17 protein-coding genes and 1 pseudogene are annotated in these 16,392 nt (G+C 75.7%); 8 read left to right on the top strand and 10 right to left on the bottom strand.

All coding sequences use genetic code 11. The features are described 5' to 3' along the window. Window positions 1–3: 3 nt before the first annotated feature. The 4 genes from O2W17_RS18100 (at window position 4) to O2W17_RS18085 (ending at window position 4,302) form a co-directional block, all read left to right on the top strand. On the top strand, window positions 4–399 hold the full coding sequence (locus O2W17_RS18100) for a DUF4247 domain-containing protein (RefSeq protein WP_269194400.1): 396 nt from the start codon (window positions 4–6) through the stop codon (window positions 397–399). Between the two features lie 50 nt (window positions 400–449). Then, window positions 450–914 carry a DUF350 domain-containing protein gene (locus O2W17_RS18095; RefSeq protein WP_269193837.1) on the top strand — a complete coding sequence of 155 codons (465 nt, stop codon included), beginning with the start codon at window positions 450–452 and terminating at the stop codon, window positions 912–914. Between the two features lie 4 nt (window positions 915–918). Further along, window positions 919–2,487 (top strand): polyamine aminopropyltransferase, encoded by a 1,569-nt coding sequence (locus O2W17_RS18090; protein ID WP_269193836.1) that lies wholly within the window; start codon window positions 919–921, stop codon window positions 2,485–2,487. A 195-nt stretch (window positions 2,488–2,682) separates the two neighbouring features. After that, window positions 2,683–4,302 carry a peptide chain release factor 3 gene (locus O2W17_RS18085; RefSeq protein WP_269193835.1) on the top strand — a complete coding sequence of 540 codons (1,620 nt, stop codon included), beginning with the start codon at window positions 2,683–2,685 and terminating at the stop codon, window positions 4,300–4,302. Window positions 4,303–4,312: 10 nt separating this feature from the next. Here O2W17_RS18085 and O2W17_RS18080 read toward each other — a convergent pair whose 3' ends face one another. Then, a complete protein-coding gene (locus tag O2W17_RS18080) occupies window positions 4,313–5,185 on the bottom strand; it encodes an alpha/beta fold hydrolase (protein WP_269193834.1) in 873 nt (290 codons plus the stop codon). A gap of 117 nt (window positions 5,186–5,302) precedes the next feature. Here O2W17_RS18080 and O2W17_RS18075 point away from each other — a divergent pair, with 117 nt between their 5' ends. Then, a complete protein-coding gene (locus O2W17_RS18075) occupies window positions 5,303–5,665 on the top strand; it encodes a DUF1330 domain-containing protein (protein ID WP_269193833.1) in 363 nt (120 codons plus the stop codon). Between the two features lie 33 nt (window positions 5,666–5,698). Here the strand turns inward: O2W17_RS18075 and O2W17_RS18070 are convergent, their stop codons facing one another. The 4 genes and pseudogenes from O2W17_RS18070 to O2W17_RS18055 all read right to left on the bottom strand — a co-directional run. Continuing rightward, entirely contained in the window at window positions 5,699–7,351 is a 1,653-nt protein-coding gene (locus O2W17_RS18070; protein ID WP_269193832.1) for a thiamine pyrophosphate-binding protein, read from the bottom strand. Next, window positions 7,348–8,124 (bottom strand): cyclase family protein, encoded by a 777-nt coding sequence (locus tag O2W17_RS18065; protein WP_269193831.1) that lies wholly within the window; start codon window positions 8,122–8,124, stop codon window positions 7,348–7,350. The genes O2W17_RS18070 and O2W17_RS18065 overlap by 4 nt, the downstream gene beginning before the upstream one ends. A 78-nt stretch (window positions 8,125–8,202) precedes the next feature. After that, entirely contained in the window at window positions 8,203–8,385 is a 183-nt protein-coding gene (locus tag O2W17_RS18060) for a PspC domain-containing protein (protein ID WP_269193830.1), read from the bottom strand. Window positions 8,386–8,434: 49 nt separating this feature from the next. Further along, a pseudogene (locus O2W17_RS18055) lies at window positions 8,435–9,070 on the bottom strand (alpha/beta fold hydrolase); the annotation flags it as partial. Between the two features lie 219 nt (window positions 9,071–9,289). On the opposite strand from O2W17_RS18055, the gene O2W17_RS18050 reads away from it, so the two are divergent. Beyond that, window positions 9,290–9,484, top strand: coding sequence for a hypothetical protein (locus O2W17_RS18050; protein WP_269193829.1), 195 nt, complete (start codon window positions 9,290–9,292; stop codon window positions 9,482–9,484). Window positions 9,485–9,491: 7 nt separating this feature from the next. On the opposite strand, the gene O2W17_RS18045 is transcribed toward O2W17_RS18050, so the two are convergent. Beyond that, window positions 9,492–10,850 (bottom strand): alpha-amylase family glycosyl hydrolase, encoded by a 1,359-nt coding sequence (locus O2W17_RS18045; RefSeq protein WP_269193828.1) that lies wholly within the window; start codon window positions 10,848–10,850, stop codon window positions 9,492–9,494. Window positions 10,851–11,110: 260 nt separating this feature from the next. Between O2W17_RS18045 and O2W17_RS18040 the strand changes: the two genes are divergently transcribed. Further along, window positions 11,111–11,314, top strand: a complete 204-nt coding sequence (locus O2W17_RS18040; RefSeq protein ID WP_269193827.1) for a cold-shock protein — start codon at window positions 11,111–11,113, stop codon at window positions 11,312–11,314. 524 nt (window positions 11,315–11,838) lie between these two features. Here O2W17_RS18040 and O2W17_RS18035 read toward each other — a convergent pair. Further along, a complete protein-coding gene (locus tag O2W17_RS18035) occupies window positions 11,839–12,618 on the bottom strand; it encodes an alpha/beta hydrolase (RefSeq protein WP_269193826.1) in 780 nt (259 codons plus the stop codon). A 168-nt stretch (window positions 12,619–12,786) separates the two neighbouring features. On the opposite strand from O2W17_RS18035, the gene O2W17_RS18030 reads away from it, so the two are divergent. Then, window positions 12,787–14,568, top strand: a complete 1,782-nt coding sequence (locus tag O2W17_RS18030) for a SpoIIE family protein phosphatase (protein WP_269193825.1) — start codon at window positions 12,787–12,789, stop codon at window positions 14,566–14,568. Here the strand turns inward: O2W17_RS18030 and O2W17_RS18025 are convergent. The 3 genes from O2W17_RS18025 to O2W17_RS18015 form a co-directional block, all read right to left on the bottom strand. Continuing rightward, entirely contained in the window at window positions 14,558–14,998 is a 441-nt protein-coding gene (locus O2W17_RS18025; protein WP_269193824.1) for an NAD(P)H-dependent oxidoreductase, read from the bottom strand. The two genes, O2W17_RS18030 and O2W17_RS18025, sit on opposite strands and share 11 nt — an antisense overlap. Before the next feature lie 7 nt (window positions 14,999–15,005). Beyond that, the gene (gene mug / locus O2W17_RS18020) at window positions 15,006–15,551 is read right to left on the bottom strand and encodes a G/U mismatch-specific DNA glycosylase (RefSeq protein WP_269193823.1); all 546 of its coding nucleotides are present in this window, start codon (window positions 15,549–15,551) and stop codon (window positions 15,006–15,008) included. A 68-nt stretch (window positions 15,552–15,619) separates the two neighbouring features. Then, entirely contained in the window at window positions 15,620–16,342 is a 723-nt protein-coding gene (locus O2W17_RS18015; protein WP_269193822.1) for a GAF and ANTAR domain-containing protein, read from the bottom strand. Window positions 16,343–16,392: the final 50 nt, after the last annotated feature.

The following is a 16,392-nucleotide window of genomic DNA, read 5'->3' as shown; positions in this document are numbered from 1 at the left end:
CCGATGTCCCGCGTGCTGGCCGCGCTCCTGGTCGCCGTCCTGCTGGCCGGCTGCGGCAGCGGCACCCGCATCCGCGACTTCCTCGAGAACACCTACGAACGGACCGAGATCGTCGGCGACGCGTCGGTCTACGCCTCGCCCGACCCGGTCGGCACCACCACCGAGGCCATCGTGGACGCCGTCCCGCCCGCGGAGCGGCAGGCCGACGGCGGCAACGAGTACCTGCGCTACGACGACGACATCGTCATCGTCAGCGCGGCCCCGGGCGGCAGCTCGGTGCGCGTCGAGGACCTCGACGGCCGGTACCGCGGGGGCTTCTTCGCCTTCCTGGGGCCCGGCTTCCGGCCCGGCTCCCCGGTCGGCACCGGCGGCGGCGGCGGGCCCGGCGACGTCAAGTGACCGCCTCCCGCAGCTCCTCCCCGTCCCCCATCCCAGGAGAGAACCCCGACATGAGCACCTCGTGGCAGGCGCTGGAGTTCGGCAACGTCGACAGCGACCTGCTGGTCCAGGGCGTCGTGGCGACGCTGCTCTTCTTCGCCATCGGCTTCGGCGTGCTCGCGCTCGGGTTCCTCGCGCTGGACCTGCTCACGCCCGGCAACCTGCGCACGCAGGTCTACACCGACCACAACCCGAACGCCGCCATCCTGCTCGTCGCCAACCACCTGGCGCTGGCGATCATCGTGGTCACCGCCATCATGACCAGCGCCGACAGCCTCGGCCAGGGGCTGGTCGACACCGCCGTCTACGGCCTGGTCGGCGTCGTGCTGCAGGCCGTGGCGCTGCGGCTGCTGGACGCGGTGATCCCCGAGCACCTGCGGGACCTGGTCAACGAGCCGCGGATGCGCGGCTCGGCCTGGGCCGTCGGCGCCAGCCTGGTCGCCATCGGCGCGGTCAACGCCGCCGCCCTGTCCTGACGCCGTGACCGCGTCGGCCCCGGGGCTGGCACCGGCGGCGGGCCGCGGCGCGGTCCGCTCCCGGCCGCTGCTGCTGGCCGCCGTCGGCGTCTGCGCCGCCTGCGGGCTCATCTACGAGCTGGTCCTGCTCACCCTGTCGGCCAGCCTGGTCGGCGGCGGGATCACCCAGACCTCGCTGATCGTCGCCGGGTTCGTCGCCGCGCTGGGCGCCGGCGCCCTGCTGGTCAAGCCGTTCCTGCCGCACGCCGCGACGACGTTCGTCGCGGTCGAGATCCTGCTCGGCGTCGTCGGTGGGCTCAGCGCCGTCACGCTGTACGTGTCGTTCTCCTTCTACGGCACCAGCAACGCCGTCCTGCTGGTCGCGACCGGGGTGATCGGCGTGCTCGTCGGCGCCGAGGTGCCGCTGCTGATGACGCTGCTGCAGACCGGCCGGGCCGGGATCGACGCCGAGGGGTCGGGCAAGGTGCTCGCCGACCTGAACGCCGCCGACTACGCCGGAGCGCTGCTCGGCGGGCTGGTCTGGCCCTTCCTGCTGCTGCCGGTGGCCGGGCAGGTGCGCGGTGCGGCGATCACCGGCCTGGTCAACCTGCTCGCCGCCGCCGTGGTCGCGGGCCTGCTGCTGCGGCCGCAGATGAGCACCCGCGCGCGCCGGTCCGCCACCGCCGCGCTGCTGGTGGCGGCCGCCGGGCTCGGCTTCCTGCTGCTGCGGGCGCAGGACATCGAGACGACGGCGCGGCAGCGGCTCTACGCCGATCCGGTGGTGGCCGCCGAGCGGTCGGACTACCAGGAGATCGTGCTCACCGACCGCTCCGGTGACCTCCGGCTGTACCTCGACGGCGACCTGCAGTTCTCCAGCCGGGACGAGCACCGCTACACCGAGTCGCTGGTGCACCCGGTGCTGTCCCGCGACCCCCGCCGGGTGCTGATCCTCGGCGGTGGCGACGGGCTGGCCGCCCGCGAGGTGCTGCGCCACCCCTCGGTCGAGGAGATCGTGCAGGTGGAGCTCGACCCCGCCGTCATCGAGCTGGCCCGCACCCGGCTGGCCGCGCTCAACGACCGCGCGCTCGACGACCCCCGGGTCGAGGTCGTGGCGGCCGACGCCTTCCGCTGGTTGCGCTCGCCGGCCGCCACCGGCTTCGACGCGGTGGTCGTGGACATGCCCGATCCGGACACCCCGGTGCTGGGCCGGCTCTACTCCACCGAGTTCTACGGCCTGGTCGCCGCCGCGCTGGCCCCCGACGGGCTCGTCGTCGTGCAGGCCGGCAGCCCGTACTCCACCCCCACGGCGTTCTGGCGGACCGTCGCCACCCTGGACGCCGCCGGGCTTGCCGCGGTGCCCTACCACGTGCACGTGCCGAGCTTCGGCGACTGGGGCTTCGCGCTGGCCCAGCGTGGTGCGCAGCCGCCGGCCCTCGCCCTCTCCCCCGCCGTCCCGGCCACCCGGTTCCTCGACCGCGCGGTGCTGGCCGCCGCCGCGGTCTTCCCCCTCGACCGGCCCCGGCAGCAGCTGGCGCCCTCCACGCTGGACCGGCCGCGGATCGTGGCGGACATGCGGGCGGGCTACACCGGCTGACGCGAGCAGGCCGCGGCGGCCGGGCGCACGCCTGTAGCGTTCTGGTCCTCGGACACCGACGCCACGCGCCCGGCCCTCCGGACCCCCGGGGCCCGGCCGGCGCAGCGCCCCGGCCGCGGTGCCCGGCGCGCCACCCGGCGCACGCCGTCCCGCGAGACGGCGGCGCGCACCCCCGTCCCGCGAGGAGAACCACCCGTGACTGCCGCTCCCACCCCCGGCGACGCGGACCGGACCGCCCGCTCGGCGCTCGCGGAGGCCGGCCGGCGGCGCACGTTCGCCGTCATCAGCCACCCCGACGCCGGCAAGTCCACGCTGACCGAGGCCCTGGCCCTGCACGCCCGGGTGATCGGGCAGGCCGGCGCGGTGCACGGCAAGGCCGGCCGGCGCGGCACCGTCTCGGACTGGATGGACATGGAGAAGGCGCGCGGCATCTCCATCACCTCGGCGGCACTGCAGTTCGAGTACCGCGACGCGGTGATCAACCTGCTGGACACCCCGGGTCACGCCGACTTCTCCGAGGACACCTACCGGGTGCTCACCGCCGTCGACGCCGCCGTGATGCTCGTCGACGCGGCCAAGGGCCTGGAGACGCAGACGATGAAGCTGTTCGCCGTCTGCAAGCACCGGGGCATCCCGATCGTCACGGTGATCAACAAGTGGGACCGGCCCGGCAAGGACGCCCTCGAGCTGATGGACGAGATCAGCGAGCGCACCGGGCTGACGCCGACACCGCTGACCTGGCCGGTGGGCATCGCCGGTGACTTCCGCGGCGTCCTCGACCGGCGGGACGGCACCTTCCGCCGGTTCACCCGCACCGCCGGCGGCGCGACGATCGCCCCGGAGGAGCTGCTGACCGCGGCCGAGGCCACCGCCCGGGAGGGCGAGGTCTGGCAGCAGGCCGAGGAGGAGGCCGAGCTGCTCGAGGCCACCGGGGCCGAGCACGACCAGGAGTCGTTCCTCTCCGGGGTGACCACGCCGGTGCTGTTCGCCTCCGCCGTCTCCAACTTCGGCGTCGGCGCGCTGCTGGACACCCTGGTCGACCTCGCCCCGCCGCCGGCCGGGCGGCCGGACGCCGACGGCGCGGTTCGCGCCCTGGGCGACCCGTTCAGCGCCTTCGTGTTCAAGGTGCAGTCGGGGATGGACGCCGCCCACCGCGACCGGCTGGCCTACATCCGGATCTGCTCGGGCGTCTTCGAGCGCGGCATGGTGGTCACCCACGGCCGCACGAAGCGGCCGTTCGCGACCAAGTACGCCCAGCAGGTGTTCGGCCGCGAGCGGGAGAGCGTCGACGTCGCCTACCCCGGCGACGTCGTCGGTCTGGTCAACGCCTCGGCGCTCGGCGTCGGCGACAGCCTCTACACCGACCGGCCGGTCAGCTACCCGCCGCTGACCACGTTCGCGCCGGAGCACTTCGCGGTGGTGCGCAGCCGGGACACCGCCAAGCACAAGCAGTTCCGCAAGGGCATCGAACAGCTGGACTCCGAGGGCGTGGTGCAAGTGCTGCGCTCCGAGCGACGGGGCGACGGCTCACCCGTGCTGGCCGTCGTGGGGCCCATGCAGTTCGAGGTCGCCACCCACCGCATGGAGCACGAGTTCAACGCCCCCGTTGCGCTGGACCGGCTGCCCTACAACATGGCGATGCGCACCGACGAGGCGTCGCTGCCGCTGATCGCGACCTCGGGCGGGGTCGAGGTGGTGCAGCGGACCAACGGCGAGCTGCTCGTCCTGTTCCCGGACAAGTGGGCGCTGCGGATCCTCCAGCAGCGGCACCCGGACCTGACGCTGGAGCCGCTGGTGGCCGCGCAGCTGGCCTGAGCCGCCGCGGTCACTCCCGGAGCGCCGCGTACACCTCCTCGGCGTGGTCGAAGACGGCGAAGTGCCCCTCGCCGGCCAGCCAGTGCGCGGTGCCGTCGGGGAGCATCGCGCTCAGCACCTGCCCGAGGACGACGGGCACCTGCCAGTCCTGCGTCCCGTGCCAGACGTGCACGTGCTGGCGGACCTCCGACAGCGGGAACCCCCACGGCCGGAAGAGCAGGGCGCGGTCCTCGGCCAGCACGGCGGTCCCGTTCCGCAGCCCCTCGCTGAACGTCGCGGCCATGATCCGGCGGACCGCGGGCCGCCCGAGGACCCGTCGGTCGGCCGCGTTGAGCCGCAGCTGCAGGTAGCGCGGGATCATCGCCGGCCGCAGCCCGACCGGGGCGAGCACCGGACGCAGCACCGCCGCGAGCCGCGCAGGGCGGTGCACGGTGTCCCGCAGCCGCCGCGACACCCACCGCGGCCACGGCCACGGCACGTCCGGCGGCGGCGCACCGCCGAGGATGCCGACGGCCCGGACGCGCTCGGCGAAGACGTGCGCGCACGCCAGGGCGTAGGCGGCCCCGCCCGACAGGCTCACCACGGAGAAGCGGTCGACGCCGAGGTGGTCGAGCAGCTGGCCGACGTCGTCGGGCCAGTCCATCACCCGGCGCCCGGGATGGGGGTCCGAGCGCCCGAAGCCGGGGCGGTCGGGGACGATCACCCGCATCCCCCACCGCTGGTAGGCGTCCGGGTCCTCGACGTGCCGCTCCAGCCGCGAGCTCGGTGAACCGTGGCAGCCCAGCACCGGCCAGCCGGCCGGATCGCCGTACTCGGCGTACGCGAGCATCCGGCCGTCGCGCAGCCGGATCCTGTCCTCCCGGGGCGGCGTGTACTCGACCATGGGGCTCCCCTACCCGGGGATGCCGACCTCACCCGGCGGACCCGGGGACGAGCGGCCCGCGTCCACCGCCCGGCGCACCGCCTGCCCGCCCTCCCGCCGGGTTGCTAGCTTGCCCGCATGGCGATCGATCCCCGCGGTGCGGACCTCAAGCGCTACCTCTCCGAAGACCCGGGCGGGCCGGTGGTGATGCTGAACCTGCTGCGCTACGCCGAGGGCGGCCGCGAGCTGTACGCGCAGTACGCCGAGGCGCTGTCGACGACCTTCCTGCCCCGGTACGGCGGCGAGGTGCTCTACGCCGGCGACGGGTCGACGGCGCTGGTCGCCGAGTCCGGGCAGGCCTGGGACACCGTGCTGCTGGTCCGCTACCCCTCGCGGGAGGCGTTCAGCAGGATGGTCGCCGACCCCGAGTACCAGCAGGTGACCGAGCTGCGCACCCGCGCGCTCACCGAGGCCGTCCTCCAGGCCACCACCGCCTGGTAGCCGGGCCGACACCCGACCAGTGCGTCCGGCTGGTCAGTGCCCGCGGAAGGCCTCCTCCAGCCACCACGAGGGCTGGTCGCGGGTCACCTTGGCGTCGACCAGGAGCGGCGCCGACCGCGGACCGGCCAGCCACGCCGCCACGCCGTCCAGGTCGGCGGGACACCGCACGGTCACCGCCGCGTAGCCGTGGCCGCGGGCGATCGCGGCGAAGTCGGTCTCCGGGAAGCGGACGATGTCCAGCGGGTGACCGTCCGGGCCGAAGTGGTGCACCTCGGCGCCGTAGCCGGCGTCGTCGTAGACCACGACGACCATCGGCAGCCCCAGCCGGACGACGGTCTCCAGCTCCGCGGCGCCCATCAGCGCCCCGCCGTCGCCGAGGGCCGCGACCGGCATCCGGTCGGGCCGGGCCAGCGCCGCGCCGACCGCCGTCGCCAGCCCCAGGCCGACGGACTGGAAGGCCTGCGTGAAGCAGAAGCCCTGCTCGTCGGGCACGTCGAGGAACATGCTCGGGTAGCCCATGAAGTTGCCGGAGTCGACCGCCACCACCCGCTCGGCGGGCAGCAGGTCGTCGAGCGCGACGGTCAGGGTCCGGGGGTCGATGCGCTCGCCGTCGCCCGGACCGGGTAGCGGCTCGTCCCGCCAGCGGCCCCGTTCGGCCAGCGCGGCGCGCACCTGCGGCGTGCGGTAGCCGGCGGCCGCGGTCGGCCCCAGCCGGGCCGCCGCCGCCTCGGCGACGGCGCGCACGTCACCGGGCACGCCGAAGGCGACCTCCCGCTGCGCGCCGATCGCCCCGGGATCGGAGTCGACCTGCACGACGGTGGCGTCGTCGGCGATCAGCCGCCCGTGCCGCATCGTCCACATGTTCAGCTGGCAGCCCCAGCCGACGATCAGGTCGGCGTCACCGATCAGCTCGGCGGCCAGCGGCGTGGCGAAGCCGCCGGAGACGTCGAGGTCCCAGTCGCTGCCGCGGAACAGGCCCTTGGCCACCGCCGAGGTCGCCAGCAGCGCCCCGCAGCGGGTGGCCAGCTCCTCCAGCGCCCGGCGCGCGCCCGGACCCCGCGAGCCGCGGCCGGCGACGAACACCGGCCGGCGGGCCGCGCGCAGCGCCTCGGCCAGCCGCGCCACATCGGCATCGCCGGGCACGGGGTCGGGCCGGTGCGGCGCGGGCGGGAGCTCGTCGTCACCCGCGGCGAGGGACTGGACGTCCAGCGGCAGGTTCAGCACGACGGTGCGGCGCTCCTGCCGGGCGGTGTCCACCGCGGCGGCGGCCGTCGCAGCCGCGCCGGCCGCCGACGTCACCCGCATCGGCACCGCCCCGACCGCCGTGGCCAGGGCGAACTGGTCGACGAAGAAGTTCGACCGCGGTGAGCCGGCCTCCGCCGTCAGCACCACCAGCGGGGTCCGGCTCTTGGCCGCCTCGGTGACGCCGGTGAGCGCGTTGGTGAGCCCGCAGCCCTGGTGCAGGCTGAGCACCGCCGGCCGGCCGGTGGTCCGGGCGTGCGCGTCCGCCATCGTGGCCGCGCCGCCCTCGTGCCGCGCGGCGACGTACCGGGCGCCCGCGGCGACCATCGCGTTGGTCGCCACGAAGTTCCCGGAGCCGACGACGCCGAAGACCGTGTCGACCCCGCGCCGGACCAGCGTCTCCCCGACGGCGGCCGCGACCGTGCGCCCGGTAGCCGGCGTCATCCCCGCTCGACCAGCGCCAGCACCCGCGACGGCGAGCCGGAGCCGGAGACGATCGGCAGCGGCGCGGCCACGAGGAGAGCACCGGTGGCCGGCAGCCGGTCGAGGTTCTGCAGCTGGGTCAGCCCGTACTTGCCGCTGCCCATCAGCGCCGCGTGGCACGGGAACGGCGGGTCGAAGGAGTGCGCGGCGCCGGCATCGGTGCCGACGGTCTCGACCCCGAGCCCGAGCACCGGCGACTCCTCGGCCAGCCAGCGCGCGCAGGCCGGGGAGAGCCCCGGCGTGTGCGGGCCGGTGTCGTCGGCGTTGAGGAACGCCTGCTGGGAACCCGACCGGGCGTCCCAGCCGGTGCGGAACAGCAGCCACCCGCCCTCGGGCAGCGGCCCGTGCTCGGCCTCCCACGCGCGGACGTGCTCCACCTCGAGCAGGAAGTCGGGGTCGGCGGCGGCCTGCGCGGAGAAGTCGAGGACCACCGCTGGGGCGATCAGCCGCCCGGCCGGCACCGAGGCGACGTCGTCACCGTCCCGGCCGGTGACCCAGTGGTTGGGCGCGTCGAAGTGCGTCCCGGTGTGCTCGCCGGTGCGGAAGTTGTTCCAGTACCAGGCCGGGCCGCGGTCGTCGTAGCGGCTCAGCTCCTCCAGCTCGAAACGGGCGGTCTGGGCGAACTGCTCCGGCAGCTGGATGACCGGCGTCTCCGCCGACAGGGGCGCGGTGAGGTCGACGACCTCGACCCGCGCGGCGGCGAGCGCCTCGGCGAGGCTCTCCAGGATCGACATCGCTGTCCCTTCGCGGGAGGGCGGGAACGGCGGACAGTCAAGCATGATCGCCGGGCCCCGGCCCTCCCCGGGAGCGGGTCAGCGCTCCTTCGGGATCATCAGCCACAGCGCGATGTAGACGATCTCCCCGACCCCGAACAGCCCGAAGAGCACGAACCCCAGCCGGACGATGCCCCGGGAGACGCCGAACCGGTTGGCCAGGGCGGCGCACACCCCGGCGATGATCTTCTGCGAACGCGGCCTGACCAGCGGTGATGTCATCGGTGACCCCTACCCGCGGCCGGTCGGCAGGACACCTCCTCCGGCCCGGTCAGGCCCGCGCCACCAGCCGCAGCACCGCGTCCACCACGACGTCGGGCCGGTCCGCGGGCACGAAGTGGCCGGCGTCGTCGACCCAGGTGAGCCGCGCACCGGGGATGTCGTCGGCGAGCCGCTGCCCGTAGCCGGGCTCCAGCTGGTGGTCGCGGCGACCCCACACCACCTCGGCGGGCAGGTCCAGCCGGGGCAGGAACGGGGCGACCGTCTGCGTGTACACCGAGTCCAGGGACCGCAGGTGCCGCGCGAGCTGGGCCGGACCGCCCGGGCGGGACCAGGGCTCGACGAAGCGGTCGAGGAACCGGGCGGCCCGCTCCTGGGAGGCGAACAGCGTGCGCAGCGCCGGGCGCAGCAGGGTGGCCAGCGCCGGCGGCGGGAGGAACCGCAGCGCGGGCCACGTCGCCTTCAGCGCGCGCACCAGGGGCACCGGCCACGCGTCGTAGCAGACCCCGTTGACCACGCCCAGCCCGGCGACGCGGTCGGTGCTCGTGGTGGCCAGGATCTGCGCCACCCCGCCGCCGAGGTCGTGACCGACGACCACCGCGCGCGCCACGTCGAGGGCGTCCAGCAGCCGCAGCAGCAGCGCCGCCTGGGCGGCGAGGTCGGCCGGACACCTCCGGCACCACGTCGTGCCACAGCCGGGAGTTGGTCGGGATGCCGTGGACGAGCAGGACCGTCGGTCCGGCCTCGCCGGCCTCCCGGACGTTCAGCCGGCGACCGCCGACGTCGACCGTGCGGGTGCCACCGATGGGGAGATCCATGATCGGGCCAGTGCCCCCCCCCCCCCCCCGTGGCCGGTGATGCGCCGGAAGCCCTGTTCACCTCGCCGTCGGCGGGGTAGGGACCGGCGATGGACGCAGTCACTTTCGGGAAGGCCGGCCTCAAGGGCTGGCGCGCACGCGTGGCCGACACCGTGGCCGGGCCGGTGGCCCAGCGGACGTCGGTCTCCGACGACCAGGTGCGGGCCGCGATCGGGGCGCTGTTCCTGGCCCTGTCGGTCATGTACGTGGCGAAGGCGGTGAAGGACCTGGCCACCAGCCGCTGAGCGGGCGTCAGCCGGTGAGCACCGCCCAGCCGTGCGGGCGCAGCCGCACCCGGGCGCCGCTCGTCCCGGCGGCGAGGACCTCGGCGTCGCCGGCCAGCACGCGCCCGGCGCCCGGGGCCGGCAGCTCGGTCGCGCCGTCGCCGACCGACAGCGCGACCACGAGCCGCTCGCCGTCGGCCCGGGTCTCGTAGACCACCTGCTCGTTGGCCAGGTGCAGGGTCGCGGTCCGGGCGGTGTGCAGCCAGCGGTGCCGGCGGCGCAGCCCGATCAGCTCCTGGTGCAGGTGGTAGACGGGCAGGCCCACCGGCGAGAGCTCCTCGGGCGAGGCCGGGAACGGCGGGCGCACGGCGTCGTCGCCGCCGGCCCGGTCCTCCTTCACGCCGCGGAAGGCGTGCTCGTCGCCGGCGTAGACCGACGGGGTGCCACCGGTGGTGAGCAGCACGACCAGCGCGTGCGCGAGGTGCCGGTCGTCGTCCAGCCGGCTGGCGATGCGGGTGACGTCGTGGTTGCCGACGAAGGTGTAGGGCACGAAGCGGCCGAGGACGTCGTCGTGGCGGGCCAGCGCGGCGTCGAGCTCGAAGAAGTTGCCGTCGTTGAGCGAGCTCCAGACGGCCTTCCAGAGCTCGTACTGGGTCACCGCGTCCAGCCCCGACTCCGCGACGAAGCGGCCGTAGTCGCCGTGGATGACCTCGCCCATGAGGTAGGCGCCGGGGTGCCGGGCGCGCACCCGCGCGGTCACCTCCGCCCAGAACGGCGTCGGCACGGCGTAGGCGGCGTCCAGCCGCCACCCGTCGGCCCCGCGGTCCAGCCAGTGCGCCATCACCTCGCTCACGTGGTCGACGACGTCCGGCGACCCGTGGTCGAGGGCGACCAGCGCGGAGTGGCCCTCGAAGTCGTCGTACCCGGGCTCCGTGCCCGGGGCCCACGCCTGCGGTCCGCCCGGCCAGCGCAGCCGGAACCAGCCCGCCGTGCGCGCCGCGGGCCCCTCCGCCAGCACCTGCTGGAACGCGGGGTGACCGCGGCCCACGTGGTTGAAGACGCCGTCGAGCAGCAGGCGCAGACCGCGGGACCGGCAGGCGGCGACCAGGTCGTCGAAGTCGGCGTCGTCGCCCAGCCGGGGATCGATGCGCAGGTGGTCGGTGGTGTCGTAACCGTGGCTCTCCGAGGCGAAGACCGGGCCGAGCGCCAGCCCCGAGGCGCCGAGCTCGACGGCGTGGTCCAGCCACCGGACCAGCTGCGGGAGCCGGTGGCGGACCGGCCGGGCGGGTTCGGCGCCCGGCTCGGCCCCGACGAAGCCCAGCGGGTAGACGTGCCACCAGATCGCGTCGTGCACCCAGCCCGGCTCGCCGGCATCCGGAGGAGTCATGCCGGCGATGCTCGCGCACCGCCCCGTGGCGCCCGTCGGGCGGGTCACCCCCGTCGAGGGGGGCCTCCGAGCAGGCCCTTCCCAGGACGGCCGCGAAGGGCGTACAGTTCACCTCGGTCGCTGTTGCGCCTCTGCTTTCGTTCTTGGACGTCCGCAGTCGTCTCTGCCTGACGTTCCTCTCGGTCCTGCCGGTCGGTGCGGCGGCCCCGCACCCGGTACGTACCTGTGCGGTCACCCCCCAGCACGGAAGAAGATCGAACATGGCTCAGGGCACTGTGAAGTGGTTCAACGCGGAGAAGGGCTTCGGGTTCATCGCCCAGGACGGCGGCGGCGCCGACGTCTTCTGCCACTACTCCGCCATCAGCGGCAACGGCTACAAGTCCCTCGACGAGGGCCAGCAGGTCGAGTTCGACGTGACGCAGGGCCAGAAGGGCCCGCAGGCGGAGAACGTCCGCGCGATCTGATCGACGCGTGAGGAGGGGGCCACGGCGCACTGCGCCGTGGCCCCCTTCGCGTCCGGTCCCGGCGCGATCGCCGCACCGGCCACGACGACGGGCGCCGCGGGCGCACCGCCGACCACCATCTGCGAGGAGACCCCCCATCGCCGGACACGCCGGACGCTGTGCGGAAGCCCATCTCGGGTGCCCCTGCCGGGGCGACGAGCGGATCCACGAGGAGCGGACGCGCGCCCTCAGCGACGCTCGCGCCAGCTCCGAGGGGGCCGTCGAGTGCCCCGAGTGCGGCGGTCCGACGACCCCGCTGGCCATCGTCTCCTGGGGCAACTGCCGGGCCTGCCGCACCGCGCACTCGCGGTCCACGCACCCCCTGCGCTGGTGACGCCGCAACTGCCGGCTCCCTGAAGCTGCTGCATCGCGGGTGTCCCGGCCCCGCCCTGCAGCATCCCCGGCCGGACGCCGTCGTCGCCCCGCAGCGGTCGCCGGCGGCATCCGGCCGGGGAACCACCTCCCGGCCGTCGGCTCGGCGCGGGTCAGCCCCCGACCAGCCACGCCACGGCCTCGCCGACCACCTCCGGCGGCACGGTGTGCGGCCCGGGGAACTCCCGGTAGGTGACGTCGTAGCCGTCCTCCTCGAGCGCGGGCACGATCCGGCGGCTGGTCCGGTCGATCGGCAGCACCTCGTCGTCCACCCCGTGGGAGATGAACACCGCGGGCGCGCCCGCCCGCGGGGCGGGCGGGACGTACCCCGGGGAGAAGGCGAGGATCCGCGAGAAGAGGCCGCCGTTGGCCAGGCCCAGGCCCAGCGCGTACGAGGCGCCGTCGGAGAACCCGGCGACGGCGATCCGCGCGGGGTCGACCGGCACCGTGCGGAAGACCTCGGCGAGCGCGCGGTCGACCAGTTCGGCGTCCGGGCCGTAGTCGCCCCCGACCGCGTCCCAGGTCGGCCCTCGCGAGGACGGCGCCAGCACCGCCGTCCCGTGCTCGTCGGCCGCCGCCCGCACCAGGCCCAGGCCGGCCTCGGCGTCGCCCCCGGCGCCGTGCAGGGAGACGACCAGCGGGAGCGGGTTCGGGCCCGGCTCCGGCGGGACGTGCAGCAGCGCATCGCCGGAGGACGCGAGGCCGAGGGAGCGGGTACCGGGCGCGGGCGGCCCCACCGGCGGTCGCGCGGGCGGCCGGGCCGCGAGCGCGGCGCCGTCCCGCCCCGTCGTCGAACCGCCGGACGGTCCCGGCGACCGGGGCGCGCACCCGGCCATCAGCACTGCCAGCGAGGTCGCGGCCCCGGCTCCCAGCACAGCTCGTCGGGTCGGCACGGTCGGCCTCCTCCCCCGCAGGTCCGGTCCCCGGGTACCCCCCGCCCGGCCGGCGACACCGCGGGTCCGGGGCCGCCCGTCACCGGGTCCCGTGATCGGGGAGGATGTCGGGGATCCGGGCACCCGGAAACGGCGAGAGCAGGGAGTGGCGTCATCCGCGAGCTGCCCGTGCCGGATTTCCGCCGCGTCTTCGACGTCGCCCCTACGCCGTTCCTGCTGCTGACCCCCGACCTCGTCATCGTGCACGCCAACCAGGCGCGCCTGGACGCCACGGCGACGACCCTGGCGGGGACCGTCGGTCGGTACCTGTTCGACGTCTTCCCGCTGAACCCCGACGACCCGCACGCCGACGGTCCGGTCAACCTTCGCGCGTCGCTGGAGCGGGCGCGCGACACCCGGCAGCCACACACGATGGCGCTCCAGAAGTACGACATCCGGCTGCCCGACGGCAGCTACGACGTGCGCTTCTGGAGCCCGCGCAACGTGCCGGTCCTCGACGACGACGGCGAGGTCGTGCTGCTGCTGCACCGGGCGGACGACGTCACCGACTACATCCGTGCCCGAGCCGGGGTGGCCGCCGCCGCGGCGGAGGGCCGGCTGGACGACCGGGCGATGCAGGTGGAGTCCGACCTGCTGACCCGCACCCGGGAGCTGGAGCAGAGCAACGCGCAGCTGCGGGCGCTGCGCGAGCGGGAGCAGCGCACCGCGCGCGCCCTCGCCGGGCTGGCGCGCACCGTCTCCGCGCTGGCCGCGGCCGAGACGCGGGCGGAGCTGCTCCGGATCATGGCCGACCTGGGCGGCCCCGGTCTCTCCGCCGACTTCCTCGCGGTGGCCCTGCACCGGCCCGGCTCCTCGGAGCTCACCGTGGTGGACGCCGGCGGCGGGACGGGGCCGGGCGCCCGGCAGCTGCCCGGCGACGCCCCCTCACCGCTGGCCGTCGCCGCCGCCGGCCGCAGGGTGCTGGTGGCCGACGCCGGCACCTCTCCGGCTCCCCCGCCCGGCCCGGGCCTGCGGGCGTGGGCGGCGCTGCCGCTGCGGAGCGCCGAGCGCGCGCTCGGGTCGCTGGCCGTGGGCTGGTACCGGCCGCAGCCGCTCGAGGACGACGACGTCCGGGTCCTCGAGGCGTTCGCCGCCCAGTGCGGCCAGGCGCTGGACCGGGTCGCGCGGCTGGAGCAGGAACGCCGGCAGGCGCGGGCCACCCGCAGCCTCGCCGAGGCGCTGCAGCGCTCCATGCTCACCGACCCGCCCCGGCCCGAGGGGCTGGGCATCGCCGTGCGCTACCGGCCGGCCGCCCAGGAGGCCCGGGTGGGTGGCGACTGGTACGACGCCTTCGGCACCCCCGACGGCGCCACCACCCTGGTCGTCGGCGACGTCACCGGCCACGACCGCACGGCGGCCGCGCTCATGGGGCAGCTGCGCAACGTCCTCCGCGGCATCGCCCACGCCCTCGGGTCCGATCCGGCGCGGGTGCTGTCGACCCTGGACCGTGCCATGGCCGGCCTCGGGATCTCGACGCTGGCCTCGGCGCTGGTGGCCCGGATCGAGTCGCCCTCCGGGCGGGCGCCCGGGAGCGAGCGGGTGCTGCGGTGGTCCAACGCCGGGCACCCGCCGCCGCTGCTGGTGGGGCCCGACGGCACCGTGGAGCTGCTGGAACGCCCGCACGACGTGCTGCTCGGGGTCCTCCCCGACGCGCGCCGGTCGGAGCACACGCTCCCGTTGCCGCCCGGCGCCACCGTGGTCCTCTACACCGACGGGCTGGTCGAGCGGCGCGGCTCGACCCTCGACGAGGGGCTGCACCGGCTGGCCGCCGCGGCCGGTGACCTGCCCGACCTGCCGGTCGAGGCGGTGGCGGACACCCTCCTCGCCCGCGTGGCGCCGGACTTCTCCGACGACGTCGCGCTCGTGGTCCTCCGCGTCCTCCGCGACGGCTCCGGAACCGTCAGAGGCTGACGGCCACCGTCGCCGCGAGCTCGCGGCAGGCCTCCAGGTCCGCCGGGCCGGGCGCCCCGGTGAGGCTCAGCGGCGCCGCGACCTGCTTCCAGCGCAGCGCCCCGGTGATCCGCTCGATGCTGCGCAGCGCGCCGGCCGTGTCGTCGTTGCCGTGCACGTAGACGCCGAACGCCAGCCCGGCCGTGGCGTCGAGGCAGGGGTAGTAGACGGTGTCGAAGAAGTGCTTGAGCGCCCCGGACATGTAGCCGATGTTCGCGGGGGTGCCCAGCAGCACCCCGTCGGCGGCGAGCAGGTCGGCGGCCCCGGCGGACAGGGCCGGCCGGACGGTCAGCTCGACGTCGTCGACGAGGGCGACGCCCTCCCGGACGGCTTCGAGCACCGCCTGCAGGGCCGGCGAGGGGGTGTGGTGGACGACGAGGAGGCGGGGCACCTCGGCATCATCCCGCCTCGGAGCCGGGCCGGAGCTCCCGGTAGACGCGGGTGAGGTCGGGCAGCTGGACGTGGGCGTTCAGCCCGCTCGGGTTCGGGACCACCCAGGTGTCGGCGCCGCCCAGCCGTTCGGGCTGCCGGCCGACGGCGGCCTTCGGCCGGCCGAACCCCTGCCGCCACGCGGTGATGCCCAGGACCGCCAGCACCCGCGGCCGGTACCGGGCGACCAGGCGTTCCAGCGCGACCGCGCCGGCCCGCAGCTCGTCGGCGGAGAGCTCGGCGGCGGTCCGCGTGGGCCGGTCCACCACGTTGGTCACCCCGAGCCCGTAGCGGAGGAGCTCCCGGTCCTCGTCCGGGGTGAGCTGCCGCGGCGTGAAGCCGGCGAGGTGGATCGCCGGCCAGAAGCGGTTGCCCGGCCGGGCGAAGTGGTGGCCGCGCTCGGCCGACAGCAGCGACGGGTTGATCCCGCAGAAGAGCACGTCGAGCCCGGGCGCCACGATGTCGGGCACCGGCTTGCGGAGGGCCGGGTCGTCGGCACCGGGCTCGTCGGGCACCGCTCCATCCTGACCCGCGCCGTCCCGGCCTGCCTCGTGGCCGACCAGGGGCCGGGAGCCGCCGCGGCTCAGTCGCGGCGGTCCGCGCCCGGCACCGCGCCGGTGTCGGTGAGCTCGCGGGCGACGTCGACCAGCTTCCGGTTCAGCTGCTGCGACACCCGGGCGAGGACGCCGAACGCCTGGTCGGCGGTGAGCCGGTGGCGCTCCATGAGGATGCCCTTGGCCTGCCCGATGAGGTCGCGGTTCTCCATGCCGGTCCGCAGGTTCGCCTCGTGCTCCGCGCCGGCCAGGGCCACCGCCGCGTGGCCGGCGAACATCTGGCCGATCTCCTCGCTCTCGGTGTCGAAGGCCCCCGGCGCGCGCGCGTAGAGGTTCAGCGCCCCCATGCGGTCGCCCTCGACGAAGAGCCGGAAGCACAGCATGCTGCGGGCGCCCAGGCGCGCCGCCTCGCGACCGAACTCGGGCCAGCGCCCGTCCGTGACCACGTCGTCGACCCGGACCACCTCGTACTGGGAGATCGCGTCCAGGCACGGGCCCTGGCCGAGCCGCCCCTGCAGCTCGTCGACGCGTTGCGGCAGCTCGCCGGTCGCCGCCCGCGGCTCGACCTCCGAGCGGGCGAGGACGTAGCTGATGCTGCCCTCCTCGGCGGCGGGCACCGCGCCCACGGCGGCGTCCGTGATGGCGTGCAGCGTCGCCTCGACGTCGCCGTGCTCCCCCTGCAGCTGCCGGGCGACCCGGCTCATCAGCTCACCCAGGTGGTGCAGGCCGACCTCGCCGCCGTGCTGGGTCATGCCGCGACCCTAGCCGCCGGGTCCGGCTGCGGGCAGCGACCGCCCGGCCT

The organism is Blastococcus sp. VKM Ac-2987 (genome assembly GCF_026967805.1).
In the GTDB taxonomy this organism is placed as follows: Bacteria; Actinomycetota; Actinomycetes; order Mycobacteriales; family Geodermatophilaceae; genus Blastococcus.
Note: the sequence above shows the minus strand (reverse complement) of the source record. Positions and strands in the feature narration are given on the sequence as shown.